4 protein-coding genes and 1 pseudogene are annotated in these 16,925 nt (G+C 75.9%); 2 read left to right on the top strand and 3 right to left on the bottom strand.

All coding sequences use genetic code 11. The features are described from left to right. Positions 1-81 precede the first annotated feature (81 nt). From DMP15_RS17695 to DMP15_RS17685, 3 genes are read right to left on the bottom strand one after another with little or no spacing between them, the layout of a single operon-like run. Entirely contained in the window at positions 82-1,323 is a 1,242-nt protein-coding gene (locus tag DMP15_RS17695) for a cytochrome P450 (protein WP_202416219.1), read from the bottom strand. Next, the gene (locus tag DMP15_RS17690; RefSeq protein WP_073575131.1) at positions 1,320-2,378 is read right to left on the bottom strand and encodes a DegT/DnrJ/EryC1/StrS family aminotransferase; all 1,059 of its coding nucleotides are present in this window, start codon (positions 2,376-2,378) and stop codon (positions 1,320-1,322) included. The genes DMP15_RS17695 and DMP15_RS17690 overlap by 4 nt, the downstream gene beginning before the upstream one ends. A 31-nt stretch (positions 2,379-2,409) precedes the next feature. Further along, complete coding sequence (locus DMP15_RS17685; protein WP_073575130.1) at positions 2,410-3,825, bottom strand: glycosyltransferase; 1,416 nt, start codon at positions 3,823-3,825, stop codon at positions 2,410-2,412. A 238-nt stretch (positions 3,826-4,063) separates the two neighbouring features. Here DMP15_RS17685 and DMP15_RS17680 point away from each other — a divergent pair. Further along, positions 4,064-7,336: pseudogene (locus DMP15_RS17680) on the top strand (type I polyketide synthase); the annotation flags it as partial. A gap of 45 nt (positions 7,337-7,381) precedes the next feature. After that, positions 7,382-16,909: a type I polyketide synthase gene (locus DMP15_RS17675; RefSeq protein ID WP_337826191.1), complete on the top strand. Its 9,528-nt coding sequence runs from the start codon at positions 7,382-7,384 to the stop codon at positions 16,907-16,909. The last annotated feature ends 16 nt before the right edge of the window (positions 16,910-16,925 follow it).

The following is a 16,925-nucleotide window of genomic DNA, read 5'->3' as shown; positions in this document are numbered from 1 at the left end:
CCGCCCCGGCACGACGTGAGGGGAGGCGGGGCCGCTACCGGCCCCGCCTCCCCTCACGCGGTCACGATGGCGCGGGTGTGCTCAGCCCCAGGTCACCGGGAGCTCGTGCAGACCGAACAACACGCCGTCGTACTTCACGCGCAGGTCATCGGCGGGCACCGCCAGGCGCAGCGTCGGGATCCGGTCGAACAGCGTGCGGTAGGCGATCTCCATCTCCAGCCGCACCAGGTTCTGGCCCAGGCACTGGTGCACGCCGTAGCCGAAGGCCACGTGCGAGCGCGCGGAGCGTTCCGGGTCGAACGCGCCGGCGCCGTCGAAGGCGTCGTCGTCGTGGTTGGCGGCGGCCAGCAGCGGCAGGATGCCCTCGCCCGCGCGGATCGTGCGCCCGCCGATCTCGACGTCGGCCAGCGCGACCCGGAACGCGACCAGGTCGGCCACCGAGTAGTAGCGCAGCAGCTCCTCGACGACGCGGTCGTCGCCGATCCACTGCGGGTTCGTCAGTAGTTGGACGATGCCGAGGCCGATGTTGTTCGCCGTCGTCTCGTGACCGGCGATCAGCAGCAGCATGGCCACACCGGAGAGCTCCTGGCGCGACAACGTCCCGGTCGCGGCGAGCCGGCTGATCAGGTCGGTGCCGGGGCGCCGCTCCTTGATCCGGATGAGCCGGCCCAGGTAGCGCAGCAGGGCCGCGGTCGCCGCGTCGCGTTCCTCGTCGCTGGAGCTGAGAGTGACCAGGACGCGGGTCTTCGCCTCGAAGAAGTCGCGGTCGGCCCGCGGGACGCCGAGCATGCCCGCGATCACCAGGGACGGCACCGGCAGCGCGAAGTCCTCGATCAGGTCGGCGGCGCCGTCCTTCGCGAGGATCGCCTCGATCCGGTCGTCGACGATCTGCTGGATCTCCGGGCGCAGCGCGCGCACCTTGCGGACGGTGAACTCGGGGATCAGGGTCCGGCGGAACCGGTCGTGCTCCGGCGGGTCCATCGACACGAACCAGCCGGGCACCTCGTCCGCGGACGGGGCCCCACCGGTCCGGGCCGCCTTCGGGAAGCCCGGTCGGGAGGGGTCGGCGCTGATCCGCGGGTCGGTGAGCACGGCACGCACGTCGGCGTGCCGGGTGACCAGCCAGACCGGGCCGCTGGGCAGCTCGGACCGGACGGGCTCACCGCCGTCGCGGTAGTCGGCGTACTCCGGGGGCGGGAACGGTCTTCCCGGACGGCGCAGCGGGAACGCCACCGGGCAGGTGGCGGCACCTGCCCCGGCCCCGGTGACGGGGCAGCCGGTGGCGGTGTCCGACGGCGTGGACCTCGCGGTGCCGGTGCTCATGCCACTCCGTAGAACGCGCGGACCTGCCCGGTGATGAACTCCTGGTCCTCGGCGGTCAGCCCGGTGTGGGTGGGGAGGTAGAAGCCGTCGGCAGCCAGCCGCGATGCGTTGAGCGTCGGCCAGACCGGGTCGAGGTACATCGGCTGGCGGCTCATCGGCTTGAAGAACACCCGGGTGTCGATGCCCCGGGCGGCGAGGTGGGCGAGGAGCTCGTCGCGGCGCTCGGCGCGCAGGTCGTACATCCAGAGCACGTCCCGCGGTGGCATCAGCGTGATGCCGGGGACGTCGCGGAGGGCGTCGTCGTAGCGCTTCTCGATGTCGCGCCGGGTCGCCAGGATGCCCTCGAGCTGCTCGGTCTGGGCGAGCGCGACGGCGGCCTGCATGTTGGTCATGCGGTAGTTGTAGGCGAGCTTCTTGTGCAGGAAGCTGTGGTCGCGGGTGAACGCCATCGCGCGCAGGTGCGCCATCTGCTCGGCCAGGTGCGGGTCGCGGGTCACGCAGATCCCGCCCTCGCCCGCAGTGATGATCTTGTTGGCGAACAGCGAGAAGCAGGCGATGTCCCCGGTGGGCAGCACGCCGTGCGCCTCGGCGGAGTCCTCGACGACCCGCAGGTTGTACTCGTAGGCGAGCTCCAGGATCGGCTCCATGTCGCACCGGCGGCCGTAGACGTGCACCGGCATGATCACCCTGGTGCGCGGGGTGATCTTCTCCTCGAGCAGCGTGACGTCGATGTTCAGGTCGTCGCCGCAGTCGACGAACACCGGTGTCGCGCCGGTGTAGGTCACCGCCCACGCCGAGGCGATCATCGTGAACTCCGGGACGATCACCTCGTCGCCCGGGCCGACGCCCAGGGCGCGCAGGGCGAGGGTCAGCGCCGTCGTCCCGGACGAGCAGGCGACCCCGTGCGGGACGCCGTTCCAGGCGGCGAACGCCTCCTCGAACCGTGCGATGTAGGGGCCCTGCGAGGAGATCCAGCCGCCGCCGACGGCGTCGGTGACGTAGTCGAGCTCGTGGCCGTCGAGCCACGGCTTGGACACCGGTTGGGTGAAGGACATCGTGACTCCCTGGTTCGGTGGGGGCGCGTGGTCAGGCGGTCCGGGCGGCCGGGGCGTCGGTCCCGGCGAGCACGGGCAGGCGCAGGATCAGGTCGGCGGCGGCGGCGCGCCCGCCCGCCTCGTGCAGCAGCCGACCCATGCGCGCGGCACGCTCGGTGAAGGCCGGGGTCTCGAGGACCCGGGTGACCTTGTCGAGGACGTCGTCGGTGTCGACGGTCTCCGGGTGGTCGACGGTGAGGCTGACCCCGAAGTCCTGGCCGCGGATCGCCTGGTCGTCACAGTCCACCCAGAGCGGGCGGACCACCAGCGGCTTCCCGAAGTAGAGGCCCTCGTGGTAGCCGTTGCCGCCGGCGTGGGTGAAGAACACCTTCACGCTCGGGTGGGCCAGCACGTCGAGCTGGGAGGGCACCCAGCTCTCGATCCGCAGGCCCGCGGGCAGCTCGGTGGCGGGTGGCAGCATCTCCTGCTGCTCGCGCGGCAGCTTCCACAGCACCTGGTGACCCCGGGCGTCGAGCCGGCGTGCCACCTCGACCAGCGACGCGACCTGGGGCCGGGTCAGCCGGGTGATCGTGCCGAATCCCATGTAGACCACCGACGACTGCGCGTCGAGCCAGTCGGTGAGCTCACCACCGTCGGCGACCTGGGGCAGCGGCGGCACCATCGTGCCGACGAGACGCATCCTCTCGGGCAGCTCGAACGGGTAGTCCAGCTCCGGCACCGAGTAGCAGAGCACCTGCTCGGCGTGGTCGATGCGGGCCATCATCTGCCGGGCCTCGGGCGCGATGCCGAGCTCGGCCCGCACGGCGTCGTCGCGCTCGACGACCTTGCGGGTCTCCTTGGTGACGAACATGCCGAGCGTCCGGATCCGGAACAGCTGGTTGGCGATCTTCTGGCGCAGCGTCATGGTGGCCGGCAGCCCGGAGTGCGGCACCGGGAACCCGGACGGCGTGTAGGACCTCGCGAACGGGACGTGCGAGGTGAGCACGTTGCTGGGGACGAACGGCACGCCGAGCACGAACGGGATCCCCTTGGTGATCGCGAGCTCGTAGCCGTACTGGCACATGCTCTCGATCACCATCAGGGCCGGGCGGACCTCGTCGACGACGCGTTCGAGCGCCCGGTACTTCTCGATCCGGGACTCGGGGGCGAAGGAGTGCCGGATGACCGCGGCGTGCGCCCGGAACCGGTCCCGCTGGGTCACCGCGGCGTAGGTCTCGTCGTCCCAGGTCACCGCCGACATCTCCGACACGGTGTCGCCGAGCGAGGCGAAGGTGACGGGGCTGCCCGTGCTCGCGCCCGCGACGTCGTCGCGGGCCTTTTCGTCGGCGGCGAAGTACAGGTCCCCGACCTCGCGCCGGGACAGTTCCCCGGCGAGGACCAGGAGCGGATTGAGCAGTCCGCTCTCCGCATAGCTGACGAACAGGATCGGCCGCCGATTCGCGCCCATGGGTAGACACCCTCTCCGACTGTGACGGGCCGGGTGACCCGTCGCGTGGCGCACCGCGGCGCGGTGCAGCGATCAGGTAGTTGATCCCACGGCCGACGCCGGGGAATCCCTAGTCCTCGGTCCCGGCCCGCCGCATTCATTAGGGAAAACCACAGCCGCGCCGACCGTACGGTCGGCGCCACATCGAGACGACCGCATTCGTGTGCAGGGGTGAGGTATGACGGCAGGACACGGCAGCGACCCGGTGGTGGTCGTCGGAATGGCGTGCCGCTATCCGGGTGGTGTGCGCGACGCCGACGGCCTCTGGGACCTGCTGTGCTCGGACCGGGAGACGGCCTCCGGGTTCCCGGACGACCGGGGCTGGGACCTCGACGCCCTGCACGGCGACGGGCCGGGGCGCTGCGCGACCCGCACTGCCGGGTTCCTCGACGGCGCCGGGGACTTCGACGCGGCCTTCTTCGGGATGTCGCCGCGCGAAGCCGTCTCCACCGACCCGCAGCAGCGCCTCGTGCTCGAGACCGCCTGGGAGGCGGTCGAGCACGCCGGGATCGACCCGTCGTCGCTGCGCGGCACCCGGACCGGGGTGTTCGTCGGGGCCGGTGGGCAGGACTACGCGGGCGTCGTCCAGAACTCGCCCGACGACCTCGCCGGACACGCCCTCACCGGCCTGATCCCCGGTCTCACCTCCGGCCGGCTCGCCCACCTGCTCGGGCTGGAGGGGCCCGCGCTGACCGTGGACACGACGTCGTCGTCGTCGCTGGTGGCGCTGCACCTCGCGATCCGGTCGCTGGACGCGGGGGAGTGCACCGCCGCGCTGGCCGGCGGGGTGTGCGTGATGTCCACCCCGGCCGCGCTGGTCGGGCACTCCCGCCAGGGCGGCCTGGCCCCCGACGGACGCGCCAAGGTCTTCGCCGACGACGCCGACGGCACCGCCTGGGCGGAGGGGGTCGGCGTCGTCCTGCTCAAGCGCCTCTCCCACGCCCGCGCGGACGGTGACCCGGTCCTCGCTGTGCTGCGCGGCTCGGCGCTCACCGCCGACGGCGCCACCGACGGCCTGACCGCGCCGAGCGGGGCCGCGCAGGAGCGGATGATCCGCGACGCGCTCGCTGACGCGGGTCTGACCGCGGCCGAGGTCGACGCCGTCGAGGCGCACGGCACCGGCACCCCGGTCGGCGACCCGGTGGAGGCGCGCGCCCTGCTCGCCACCTACGGGCAGGACCGGGACCCGGGCCGCCCGCTGTGGGTCGGCTCGCTGAAATCGGTGGTCGGGCACGCCCAGGCCGCGGCCGGGGTCGCCGGGCTGATCGCGACCGTGCAGGCCCTGCGCCACGAGCTGCTGCCCGCGACCCGGCACGCCGTCACCCCCAGCACCCGGGTCGACTGGTCGGCCGGGGCGGTCGCGCTGCGTACCGCGCCGGTGCCGTGGCCGCGCGGGGGCCGCCCGCGCCGCGCGGGGGTGTCGTCGTTCGGGATCAGCGGCACCAACGCGCACGTGATCGTCGAGGAGGCCCCGGCCGCCGACGGGCCCGAGGCCGCGGACCGGGGCACCGCGCCGCCGGCCGTGACGCCCTGGCCGGTCTCGGCCGCCGCCGCCCGCGATCTCGACGCCCAGATCGAGCGGCTGCGGGCGCACACCGCCGGGCCCGGCGCACCGGACCCGCGCGACGTCGGCTGGTCGCTGGCCACCGGCCGGGCCGCGCTGCGCCACCGCGCGGTCCTGCTGCTCGGCGAGCACGGCCCCGTCGAGGTGGCCCGCGAACAGGCGGCGCCCCGCCGCGCCGCGGTGCTGTTCTCCGGACAGGGCAGTCAGCGGCTGGGGACCGGCCGCGCGCTCGCCGCCCGCTTCCCGGTATTCGCCCGCGCCTTCGACGACGTCACCGCGGCCCTCGACGCCCACCTCGACCGGCCCGTCCGCGACGTCGCCTGGGGCACCGGGGACGACGCCGCCGCCCTGCTCGACGAGACCGGCTGGACCCAGCCCGCGCTGTTCGCCGTCGAGGTGGCGCTGTTCCGCCTGGTCACGGCGCTGGGGCTGCGTCCGGCCGCGGTCGGCGGCCACTCCATCGGTGAGATCACCGCCGCGCACGTGGCCGGGGTGCTGTCGCTCGACGACGCCGCCCGCCTGGTCGCCGCCCGCGCCACACTCATGCAGGCGCTACCGGCCGGCGGGGCGATGGTCGCGGTCGAGGCGTCCGAGGACGAGGTCGCGCCGCTGCTCGGTGACCGGGTCGCACTGGCCGCGGTGAACGGGCCCGCCTCGGTGGTCGTCGCCGGCGACGACGACGCCGTCACCGCGCTCGCCGCCGAGCTGGCGGACCGGGGCCGTCGTACCAGCAGGCTCGCGGTGTCGCACGCGTTCCACTCACCGCGGATGGAGCCGATGCTCGAGGAGTTCCGCGGCGTCGTCGCGGGGCTGACCTTCTGCGAACCGCGGATCCCGCTGGTCTCGAACCTGACGGGCGAGCTCGGCCCGACCGCGGCGACCGACCCCGGCTACTGGGTGCGGCACGTGCGCGGGACCGTCCGGTTCGCCGACGGCGTCCGCTCCCTGGCCGCCGACGGGGTCGACGTGTTCGTCGAGCTCGGCCCGGGCGGGGTGCTCTCGGCGATGGCCCGGGAGACCCTCGGACCGGACACCGCGGCGCACGTCGTCCCGGTGCTGCGCCGCGACCGGCCGGAGGAGACGTCGTTCGCCGTCGCGCTGGGTCGGCTGCACGCGCTCGGCGTGCCGATGGACTGGCACGCCTTCCACGCCGGGACCGGCGCTCGCCGGGTACCGCTGCCCACCTACGCGTTCCGCGGCGTGCGGTACTGGCCCGCGCCGCCGACACCCGGGAACCCCGGTGGGTCGCCGGGCCTGTTCCCGGCCTCCGGGGCCCGGACCGCGACGGAGCCCGGGCCCGATGCCCGGGTCGTCACGAACCCGGCTTCCGCGACCGCCCGGCCGGATCCGGTACCTACCGGGACCGCGGCCGGGGATCCCGGCGAGGACCGCGCGGGCACCGATCCCGGCGCACGCTACGCCGTGATGCCCCCCGCGGTGCGCGAGCGGGCGCTGCTCGACCTGGTCCGCACGCACACCGCCGCCGTGCTCGGGCACCCCGACCCGGCCGAGATCGGCGTCCGCAGCGTGTTCAAGGAGCTGGGCCTCGACTCGCTCGCCGGGGTCGAGCTCTGCGACCGCCTCGCCCGCGACACCGGGCTGCGGCTGCCCGCGACGCTGGTGTTCGGCTTCCCGACCCCCGAGCTCGCCGCCCGCGAGGTGAGCGCACTGCTCGGACCGGGCCCGCAGGAGCCCTGCGGGCCCGAACTGGCCGGGCTGGAGGCGGCGCTGGACGGGTTGTCCGGCGACGGTCCGGACCGCCGGGCCGTCGCCGATCGGCTGGAGGTGCTGGCCGCCGGGCTGCGCCGTCCCGCCGCGCAGCCGGGAGGCCCGCCCGACGAGGACCTCGACTCGGTGTCGGTCGACCGGCTGCTCGACATCATCGACGAAGAGTTCGACACCGCATGACGAATTCGCTGCCTCCGCGCGCGACCGGATGACGAGGACGAGCTGATGCAGGAATCGCAGGACCAGCAGAACAGAATCGTCGACTCGCTCCGCCGGGTCACGACGGATCTGCGCCGCGCCCGCCGCCGTATCGACGAATTGGAATCGGTCGGGAACGAACCGGTCGCGATCGTCGGAATGGGCTGCCGGCTGCCCGGCGGTGTCGATTCCCCGGAGTCGTTGTGGGATCTGGTGTCCGCAGGCGGCGACGGGATCGCGGAGTTCCCGGCCGACCGCGGCTGGGACCTCGACGCGCTCCGGAGCACCGGCGACGGCGGCAGCGCCACCGCCCGCGGCGGGTTCCTCGACGACGCCGCCGGGTTCGACGCGGCGTTCTTCGGGATCTCCCCGCGCGAGGCGGCCGCGATGGACCCGCAGCAGCGCCTGCTGCTCGAGGTCTCCTGGGAGGCCCTCGAACGCGCCGGGATCGACCCCACCTCGCTGCGCGGCAGCCGGGCGGGCGTCTTCGTCGGCTCCTACCACTGGGGCAGCCCGTCCGCCGACGCCGGCACCGAGCTGGGCGGACACGCCCTGACCGGCACCGCCGCGAGCGTCCTGTCCGGGCGGCTGTCCTACACCCTCGGGCTCGAGGGCCCCGCCGTCACGGTGGACACGGCGTGCTCGTCGTCGCTGGTCGCGCTGCACCTGGCGGCGCACTCGCTGCGCAGCGGGGAGTCCTCGCTCGCGGTCGTCGGCGGGGTGACGATCCTCGCCGACCCGTCGGTGTTCGTGGAGTTCAGCGCCCAGGGTGGGCTGTCGGTGGACGGGCGCTGCAAGGCGTTCTCCGACGACGCCGACGGCACCGGCTGGGCGGAGGGCGTCGGCGTCCTGGTCGCCGAGCGGCTCTCCGACGCCCGTGCGAACGGGCACCGGGTCCTCGCGGTCCTGCGCGGTTCCGCGGTGAACCAGGACGGCGCCTCGAACGGCCTGACCGCCCCGCACGGGCCGTCCCAGGAACGCGTCATCACCCAGGCCCTGGAGCGGGCCGCGCTCACCGCCGCCGACGTCGACGCCGTCGAGGCGCACGGCACCGGCACCCGGCTCGGCGACCCGATCGAGGCCCAGGCCCTGCTGGCCACCTACGGCCGGGGCCGGGACACCGACCGCCCGCTGTACCTGGGGTCGCTGAAGTCCAACATCGGCCACACCCAGGCCGCCGCCGGTGTCGCGGGGGTGATCAAGATGGTGCAGGCCCTGCGGCACAGGGTGCTCCCGCCGACGCTGCACGCCGGCACGCCGTCGTCGCACGTCGACTGGTCGGCCGGCACGGTACGGCTGCTCACCGAGCGCACCGCGTGGCCGGAGACCGGCCGCCCGCGCCGGGCCGCGGTCTCGTCGTTCGGGATCAGCGGCACCAACGCCCACGCCGTGCTGGAGCAGGCCCCCGCCGCCCAGGAGGAGCCCGCGCCGGGCGGGGGGCCCACCGGTGTCCTCGCCTGGGTCCTGTCCGGGCACACCGTGCAGGCCCGCCGCGACCGGGCCGCCACGCTGCACGCCCGGCTCCGCGAGGACGGCACCGCCGACCCGCACGACGTCGGCCACGCGCTGCTGACCACCCGCGCCCGGCACGAGCACCGGGCCGTCGTCGTCGGTACCGCCCGCGACGAGCTGCTCGACGGGGTCGGCGCGTTGGCTGCGGGGACACCCGCCCCGCACGTCGCCCACGGCGTCGCCGACGTCGAGGGCCGCACCGTGTTCGTCTTCCCCGGCCAGGGGGCGCAGTGGATCGGGATGGGCGCACGGCTGCTCGAGGAGTCCCCGGTGTTCGCCGCGCGTATGGCCGAGTGCGCTGCGGCCCTCGACCCGATCACCGGCTGGTCGCTGCACGACGTGCTGCGCCGCGCCGAGGGGGCACCAGACGCCGACCGGGTGGACGTGGTCCAGCCGGCGTCGTTCGCGGTGATGGTCGCCCTCGCCGCGCTGTGGCGTGCCCACGGGGTGGAGCCGGACGCGGTCGTCGGCCATTCGCAGGGGGAGATCGCGGCCGCCGTCGTCTCCGGGGCGCTGTCGCTGCCCGACGGCGCCGGGGTCGTCGCGCTGCGCAGCCGCGCGATCGGACGGTCGCTGGCCGGGCGGGGCGGCATGATGTCGGTCGCGCTGCCGGTCGACGAGGTCTCCGGACGGCTCGAGGAGTACGCGGGCCGGGTCTCGGTGGCCGCGGTCAACGGGCCCCGCTCGGTCGTCGTCTCCGGGGAGCCGCAGGCGCTCGACGAGCTCGGCGCGGTGCTCGACGGCGAGGGGATCCGGGTCCGCCGCGTCGCGGTCGACTACGCCTCGCACTCCCACCAGGTCGAGGAGCTGCGCGCGGAGATCCTGGAGACCCTCGCGGGCCTGTCCCCGCAGCCCTCGGCGGTGCCGCTGTACTCCACGCTGACCGGCGGGCTGCTGGACACCTCGACGATGGACGCCGCGTACTGGTACGAGAACCTCCGCAACCGCGTCCGGTTCGCCGACGCGGTGGCCGCGCTCACCGCGACCGGACACCGGGTGTTCGTCGAGTCCGCCGCGCACCCGGTGCTGTCCCCGGCCGTCCAGGACGCGCTCGACGACGCCGGCATCACCGGTGTCGCGGGCGGCACGCTGCGCCGCGACCAGGGCGGCTACGACCGGTTCCTGCTGTCCGCGGCCCAGCTGCACGTCCGGGGACTCGACGTCGACTGGTCGGTCCTGTTCGACGACGCCGCCGCGGCCCGGGTCGACCTGCCCACCTACCCGTTCCAGCACGAGCGGTACTGGAGCACCCGCACCGCGACCGCCGCCGCCCCGGACACCGGTGCCCTGGACACCGAGTTCTGGGACGCCGTCGAGCAGGCCGACCTGCCCGCCCTGACCGCCGCGCTCGGCACCGACGAGGACGCGGTCACCGCGATCCTGCCCGGCCTGTCCGCCTGGCGCCGCTCCCGCGCCGACCGCGCGGACCTCGACACCTGGCGCTACCGCGTCGAGTGGGCCGCGACCCCGCAGCCGCCCCGCACCGGACCCACCGGCACCTGGCTCGTGGTCACCGCCGCCGGCACCGACCCCGCCGACGTCGTCGGCGTCCTGGAGCGCCACGGCGCCGTGGCCCTGCCCCTCGTGCTCGACGAGAGCACCGACCGGGACGACACCGACCGGGAGGTGCTGCGCGCCCGGATCGCGGACGCCACCGCGGACGGGGACATCGCCGGTGTGGTCTCGCTGCTCGCCGCCGCCGAGGACGACGACCCCCGTCACCCGGGGCTCACCCGCGGCCTCGCCCTGTCGGTGGCCCTGGTCCAGGCACTCGGCGACGCCGGGATCGACGTCGCGCTCTGGCACCTCACCCGTGGTGCGGCCACCGCCGCGCCCGGCGACACCGTGACCCGGCCCCTGCAGAGCCAGGTCGCCGCGCTCGGCTGGACCGCCGCCGTCGAGCAGCCGCACCGCCGGGGCGGCACCGCCGACCTGCCGGAGGTCCTCGACGCCCGGACCGGTGACCGGCTCGCCGCCGTCCTGGCCGGGCGGCTCGGCGACGAGGACCAGCTCGCCGTCCGCCCGGCGGGCGTGCTCGCGCGCCGCATCGTCCGCGCCGATCGTGGCGGCCGGGCCCCGGCCCGGCGCTGGAGCCCGCGGGGCACCACGCTGGTCACCGGCGGGTCCGGCACCCTGGCCCCCGACCTGGCCCGCAGGCTGGCCGCCGACGGTGCGGAGCACGTCGTGCTGCTGTCCCGCCGCGGCCCCGAGGCCCCCGGTGCGGCCGCGCTGGTCGCCGAGCTGGCCGAGGCCGGCACCGAGGCCGAGGCGGTGGCCTGCGACATCACCGACCGGGATGCGGTCGCGGCCCTGCTGGCGCGGCTGGCCGCGCAGGGGCGCACGGTCGGCACCGTCCTGCACACCGCGGCGGTGATCGGGCTGGCCGCGATCGCCGACACGACCCTCGACGAGTTCGCCGAGGTCGTGCACGCCAAGGTGACCGGTGCCCGGATCCTCGACGAGCTGCTCGACGACCCGGCCACCGACCTCGTGCTGTACTCCTCGACGGCCGGCATGTGGGGCAGCGGCGTGCACGCCGCCTACGCCGCCGGGAACGCGTTCCTGTCCGCACTGGCCGAGCAGCGCCGCGCGCGCGGGCTGCGCGCCACCTCGGTGCACTGGGGCAAGTGGCCCGACGCCGACCCCGAGCGCACGGAGGCCGACCCGCACCGGATCCGGCGCAGCGGCCTGGAGTACCTCGACCCGCAGCGGGCACTGACCGGGCTGCGCTGCGTGCTCGACGACGACGAGACCGTCGTCGGCCTGATGGACGTCGACTGGGACGTCTACCACGACGTCTTCACCGCCGGCCGGGTCTCGCACCTGTTCGACCGGGTCCCGGAGGTCCGGGCCCGGCTCACCCACGCCGCGGCACCGGCCGCGGGCCCGCGCGGTGCCCTCGCCGGCCGCCTGGCGCCCCTGTCGGCGGCCGAGCGGACCCGGCTGCTGGTCACCCTGGTCCGCACCGAGGCCGCCGCGGTCCTCGGGCACGCCTCCGCCGACGCCTTCGGCGAGCGCCGCGCCTTCCGCGACGCCGGGTTCGACTCGGTGACCGCGGTCGACCTGCGCAACCGGCTCGCCGCCGCGACCGGTCTGACGCTGCCCTCCACCCTGGTCTTCGACCACCCCAGCCCCGCCGTGCTCGCCGGCCGCCTGGAGGAGCTCGCGCTCGGCGCCGCGGACGGGCTGCCGCAGCCCGCGGCCGCTCCGGCCGGGGACGACGACCCGATCGCCGTGATCGGGATGAGCTGCCGCTACCCGGGCGGCGCCGACACCCCCGAGGCGCTGCTGCAGCTCGCACTCGACGGGGTCGACGCGATCACCGGCTTCCCCACCGGCCGCGGCTGGGACGCGGCCGCGCTGCACGACCCCGACCCCGACCGGCACGGTCGCACCTACTCCGTGCAGGGCGGCTTCCTGCACGACGTGGCCGACTTCGACGCCGGCTTCTTCGGGATCTCCCCGCGCGAGGCCGTCGCGATGGACCCGCAGCAGCGCATCCTGCTGGAGACCTCGTGGGAGGCGTTCGAGCGGGCCGGGATCGACCCCACCTCGCTGCGCGGCACCAGCACGGGCACCTTCGTGGGCGCCACCTACCAGGACTACGCGACGACCGTCGCGCACGCCGCGGGCGACACCGAGACGCACATGGTGACCGGCACCGCCGCCAGCGTGCTGTCCGGCCGGGTGGCCTACCTGCTGGGCCTCGAGGGTCCCGCGGTCACCCTGGACACGGCGTGCTCGTCGTCGCTGGTCGCGATGCACCTGGCCTGCCGGTCGCTGCGCAGCGGGGAGAGCTCGCTCGCCCTGGCCGGCGGCGCCGCGGTGATGGCGACCCCGCAGGCCTTCGTCGGGTTCAGCCGGCAGCGGGCACTGGCCGCCGACGGCCGCTGCAAGCCCTTCTCCGAGGCCGCCGACGGCATGACCCTCGCCGAGGGCGTCGGCGTCGTCCTCCTCGAGCGGCTGTCCGACGCGCGCCGCAAGGGGCACCCGGTGCTCGGCGTGATCCGCGGCTCGGCGATCAACTCGGACGGCGCGTCGAACGGGATGACCGCCCCCAACGGCCCGTCCCAGCAGCGGGTGATCCGCCGGGCACTGGCCGAGGCGGGACTGACCGCCGCCGACGTCGACGTCGTCGAGGCGCACGGCACCGGCACCCGGCTCGGCGACCCGATCGAGGCCCAGGCGCTGCTCGCCACCTACGGCCGCGACCGGGACGAGCCGCTGCGGCTGGGCTCGGTGAAGTCCGCGATCGGACACACCCAGGCCGCCGCGGGCGTCGCCGGCGTGATCACGATGCTGGCCGCCATGCGCGCCGGTGAGCTGCCCGGCATCCAGCACCTCGACGCGCCGTCGAGCCATGTCGACTGGTCCACCGGGGCCGTCGAGCTGCTCACCGGGCGCACCGCGTGGCCGGAGACCGACCGCCCCCGCCGGGCCGGGGTCTCGTCGTTCGGCATCAGCGGGACCAACGCCCACGTCGTGCTGGAACAGGCGCCCCCCGCCGAGGCGACCCCGCCGGCCGGTGCACCCGGACCGGTCCCGTGGGTGGTCTCCGCCCGTTCGGCCGACGCGCTGCGCGCCCAGGCGGGCCGGCTGCGCGACGCCGTGGCCCGCGACCCGCAGGACCCGGCCAGGACCGGGCACGCCCTGGCCACCACCCGCGCCGCGTTCGACCACCGCGCCGTCGTCGTCGGGGAGACCTCCGACGAGCTCTCCCGCGGCCTGGCCGCGCTGGCCGACGGCACGTCGGTCGCCGGTCTGGTCACCGGCACCGCCGCCGAGGACCCCGCCGGCCCGGTGTTCGTGTTCCCCGGGCAGGGCGCCCAGTGGTGGGGGATGGGCCGCGACCTGCTCACGACGTCGGAGGCCTTCCGTGCCGCGGTCGACGACTGCGCCGCCGCGCTGGCCCCGCACGTCGACTGGTCGCTGCACGAGGTCCTCACCGGCGACGGCGACCCGGCGCTGCTGGAGCGCGTGGACGTGGTCCAGCCCGCGCTGTTCGCGATGATGGTCGGCCTCGCCGCGGTCTGGCGCGCCCACGGCGTCGAGCCGGCTGCGGTCGTCGGCCACTCGCAGGGCGAGATCGCCGCCGCCCACGTGGCGGGTGCGCTCGACCTCGACGACGCGGCGCGGGTGGTGGCGCTGCGCAGCCGCGCGCTGCCCCGGCTGTCCGGGCACGGCGGGATGGTCTCGGTCGCGGCGCCCGTCGGCCGGGTCACCGAGCTCATCGTGCCCTGGGGCGGCGCGCTGTCGGTCGCCGCGGTCAACGGGCCGTCGTCGGTCGTCGTCTCCGGCGACGCGGACGCGCTCGACGCGCTGCTGCCCGCCTGCGAGTCCGCCGGGGTGCGGGCCCGGCGGGTCTCGGTGGACTACGCCTCGCACGGCCCGCACGTCGAGGCCGTGCGCGACGAGCTCGCCGAGGTCCTCGCCGGCATCACTCCGCGCACCCCGACGGTGCCGTTCTACTCCACCGTCACCGGCGGGCGCCTCGACACCGCCGAGGACGGTGGCCTCGACGGCACCTACTGGTACACCAACCTCCGCACCACCGTCCGGATGCAGGACGCCACCGAGGCGCTCCTCGCGGCCGGGCACCGGATCTTCGTGGAGGTCAGCCCGCACCCGGTGCTCGCCGGACCGGTCCAGGAGACCCAGGAGGCGGCCGACCCCGACGGCACCGCCGCCGCGGTCGTGCTGGGCACGCTGCGCCGCGACGAGGGCGGCCCCGCCCGGGTGCTGACCTCGCTGGCCGAGGCCTATGTGCACGGCGCCACCGTCGACTGGACCACCACCCTGCCCGACACCGGCGGCACAGACGTCGAACTGCCGACCTACGCGTTCCGGCGCCGCAGCTACTGGCCCGAGCCGAAGGCGGACCCGTCGGGCGCCGCCGACGACGCCGCGTTCTGGGCACTGGTCGACGGGCAGGACCCGGCGGCGTTCGCCGACGCGCTCGGCGTGCCCGGCGGCGCACTCGACACCGTGCTGCCCGCGCTGTCCGCATGGCGCGCCGGGTCCCGCGCCCGCACCCGGGCCAACGACCTGCGCTACCGGGTCGACTGGGCACCGGTCCCCGAGCCCGCCGCGGGCCCGCCGGCCGGGCGGGTACTGGTCATCGGCCACGACGCGGGGACCGGCACCGACGACGACGGGCTGCTCGCGGCGTTCGGCCCCGGCGCCGTCCCGGTCACCGACCCCGGGACCGGCCGCGCCGCGTGGGCCGCCGAGCTGGCCCGGCACGCCGCCGACGGCCCGGTCACCGCGGTCGTGGCCCTCCCGGACCCGACGGGACGGCCGCATCCGGGGCACCCGGGCGTCCCCGGTGCGCTGGCCCGGACCCTCACGCTGGTCCAGGCACTCGGCGACGCCGACGTCACGGCGCCGCTGTGGTGCCTGACCCGCGGTGCCGTCGGGACGGCGCCCGGTGACGCGGTCACCGATCCCGAGCAGGGCACCCTGTGGGGCCTCGGCCGGGTCGTCGCGCTCGAGCACCCCGACCGGTGGGGCGGGTTGATCGACCTGCCGGGGACCCCGGACCCCCGGACCGCGGCGCGGGTCGCCGGGCTGGTCACCGGGGCCGGGACCGAGGACCAGCTGGCGGTCCGGCCGCACGGGGTCCTCGCCCGACGGCTCGTTCACGCGGCCCCGGCCGCGCCGCGCCCCGGACACGGCGGCTGCGACCGCGGCACCGTGCTGGTGACCGGCGGGACCGGCGGCATCGGCGGACGGACGGCGGTGTGGGCCGCCGGCCGCGGCGCCGAGCACCTGCTGCTGACCAGCCGCCGCGGCGAGGACGCCCCCGGCGCCGCCGCACTGCGCACCGAGCTGGAGTCGCTCGGCGCCCGGGTCACGATCGCCGCCTGCGACGCCGCCGACCGGGACGCACTCGCCACCCTGCTCGACGAGCTGCCCGCGGACCTGCCGCTGACCGCCGTCGTCCACTCGGCGGGCGTCGCCGACGGGGACGCCCCCGTCGCGGACCTGACCGTGGACCGGCTCGACGCGCTGCTGCGGGCCAAGCTGACCGCGGCCCGGAACCTGCACGAGCTCACCCGCGGGACGGAGCTCGACGCGTTCGTGCTGTACAGCTCCGGGGCGGCGGTCTGGGGCAGCGGCGGCCAGCCCGGCTACGCCGCGGCCAACGCCTACCTCGACGCCCTCGCCGCGCACCGACGCGGGCTCGGGCTCCCGGCGACGTCGGTCGCCTGGGGGACGTTCGGCGAGGTCGGCATGGCCACCGATCCGCAGGTGCACGAGCGGCTGCACCGCCAGGGCGTCCCGGCGATGGACCCGGCCGACGCACTGGCCGCGCTGGAGCTGGCCCTCGGCGAGGGCGACACCGGCGTGGCGGTGACCCGCATGGACTGGGAGGTCTTCGCGCCGAGCTTCACCGCGCTGCGCCCCAGCCCGCTGCTGGGCACGGTGCCCGAGGCGGTCGCCGCGCTCGCCGACGGGCCGGCCCCGGTCCCCGGCGACCCCGGCGCGGACGCGGCCGTCCCGCCGCTGCGCGGGCGCCTGGAGGCGTTGCCGACCGCGGAACGGGCCCGGGCGCTCGTCGAGGCGGTCCGCGGCGAGGCGGCGGCCACCCTCGGCCACGACGGCGCCGACGCGATCCCCGCCGGGCGCGCGTTCCGCGACGTCGGGTTCGACTCGGTGACCGCGGTGGAGCTGCGCAACCGGCTGCGTGGCGGGCTCGGGCTGCCGCTGCCCGCGGCGCTCGTCTTCGACCACCCGACACCCACCGACCTGGCCCGCCACCTGGGGACGCTGCTGTTCGGTGACACCCCCGGCGAGCAGGGCACCACCCGCACCGACGACCCCGACGCCCACATCCGTGAGGTCCTCGCCTCCGTCCCCATCGGACGGCTGCGGCGGGCGGGCCTGCTGGACATGGTGCTGGGCCTCGCCGACGCCGAACCCGGTGCCGCCGACGACCCCGACCCCGACGCGGGCCGGACCGACGACGGCGGCGCGGAGTCCCTCGACGACATGGATGCCGAAGCGCTGCTGCGGCTCGTCACCGAGAACTCGGCGAACTGACCTCGGCGAACTGAAC

Origin of the sequence: Pseudonocardia sp. UM4_GMWB1, assembly GCF_017312155.1 — a bacterium.
Lineage (GTDB): Bacteria > Actinomycetota > Actinomycetes > Mycobacteriales > Pseudonocardiaceae > Pseudonocardia > Pseudonocardia alni.
The sequence above is the reverse complement of the archived record's forward strand: the minus strand, read 5'-3'. Positions and strand labels throughout refer to the sequence as shown.

What these genes read in the sequence shown, in the direction of transcription:
- DMP15_RS17685 (WP_073575130.1), bottom strand. Translation starts at nt 3,825, where the DNA reads ATGGGCGCGAATCGGCGGCCGATCCTGTTCGTCAGCTATGCGGAGAGC.
- DMP15_RS17690 (WP_073575131.1), bottom strand. Translation starts at nt 2,378, where the DNA reads ATGTCCTTCACCCAACCGGTGTCCAAGCCGTGGCTCGACGGCCACGAG.
- DMP15_RS17695 (WP_202416219.1), bottom strand. Translation starts at nt 1,323, where the DNA reads ATGAGCACCGGCACCGCGAGGTCCACGCCGTCGGACACCGCCACCGGC.
- DMP15_RS17675 (WP_337826191.1), top strand. Translation starts at nt 7,382, where the DNA reads ATGCAGGAATCGCAGGACCAGCAGAACAGAATCGTCGACTCGCTCCGC.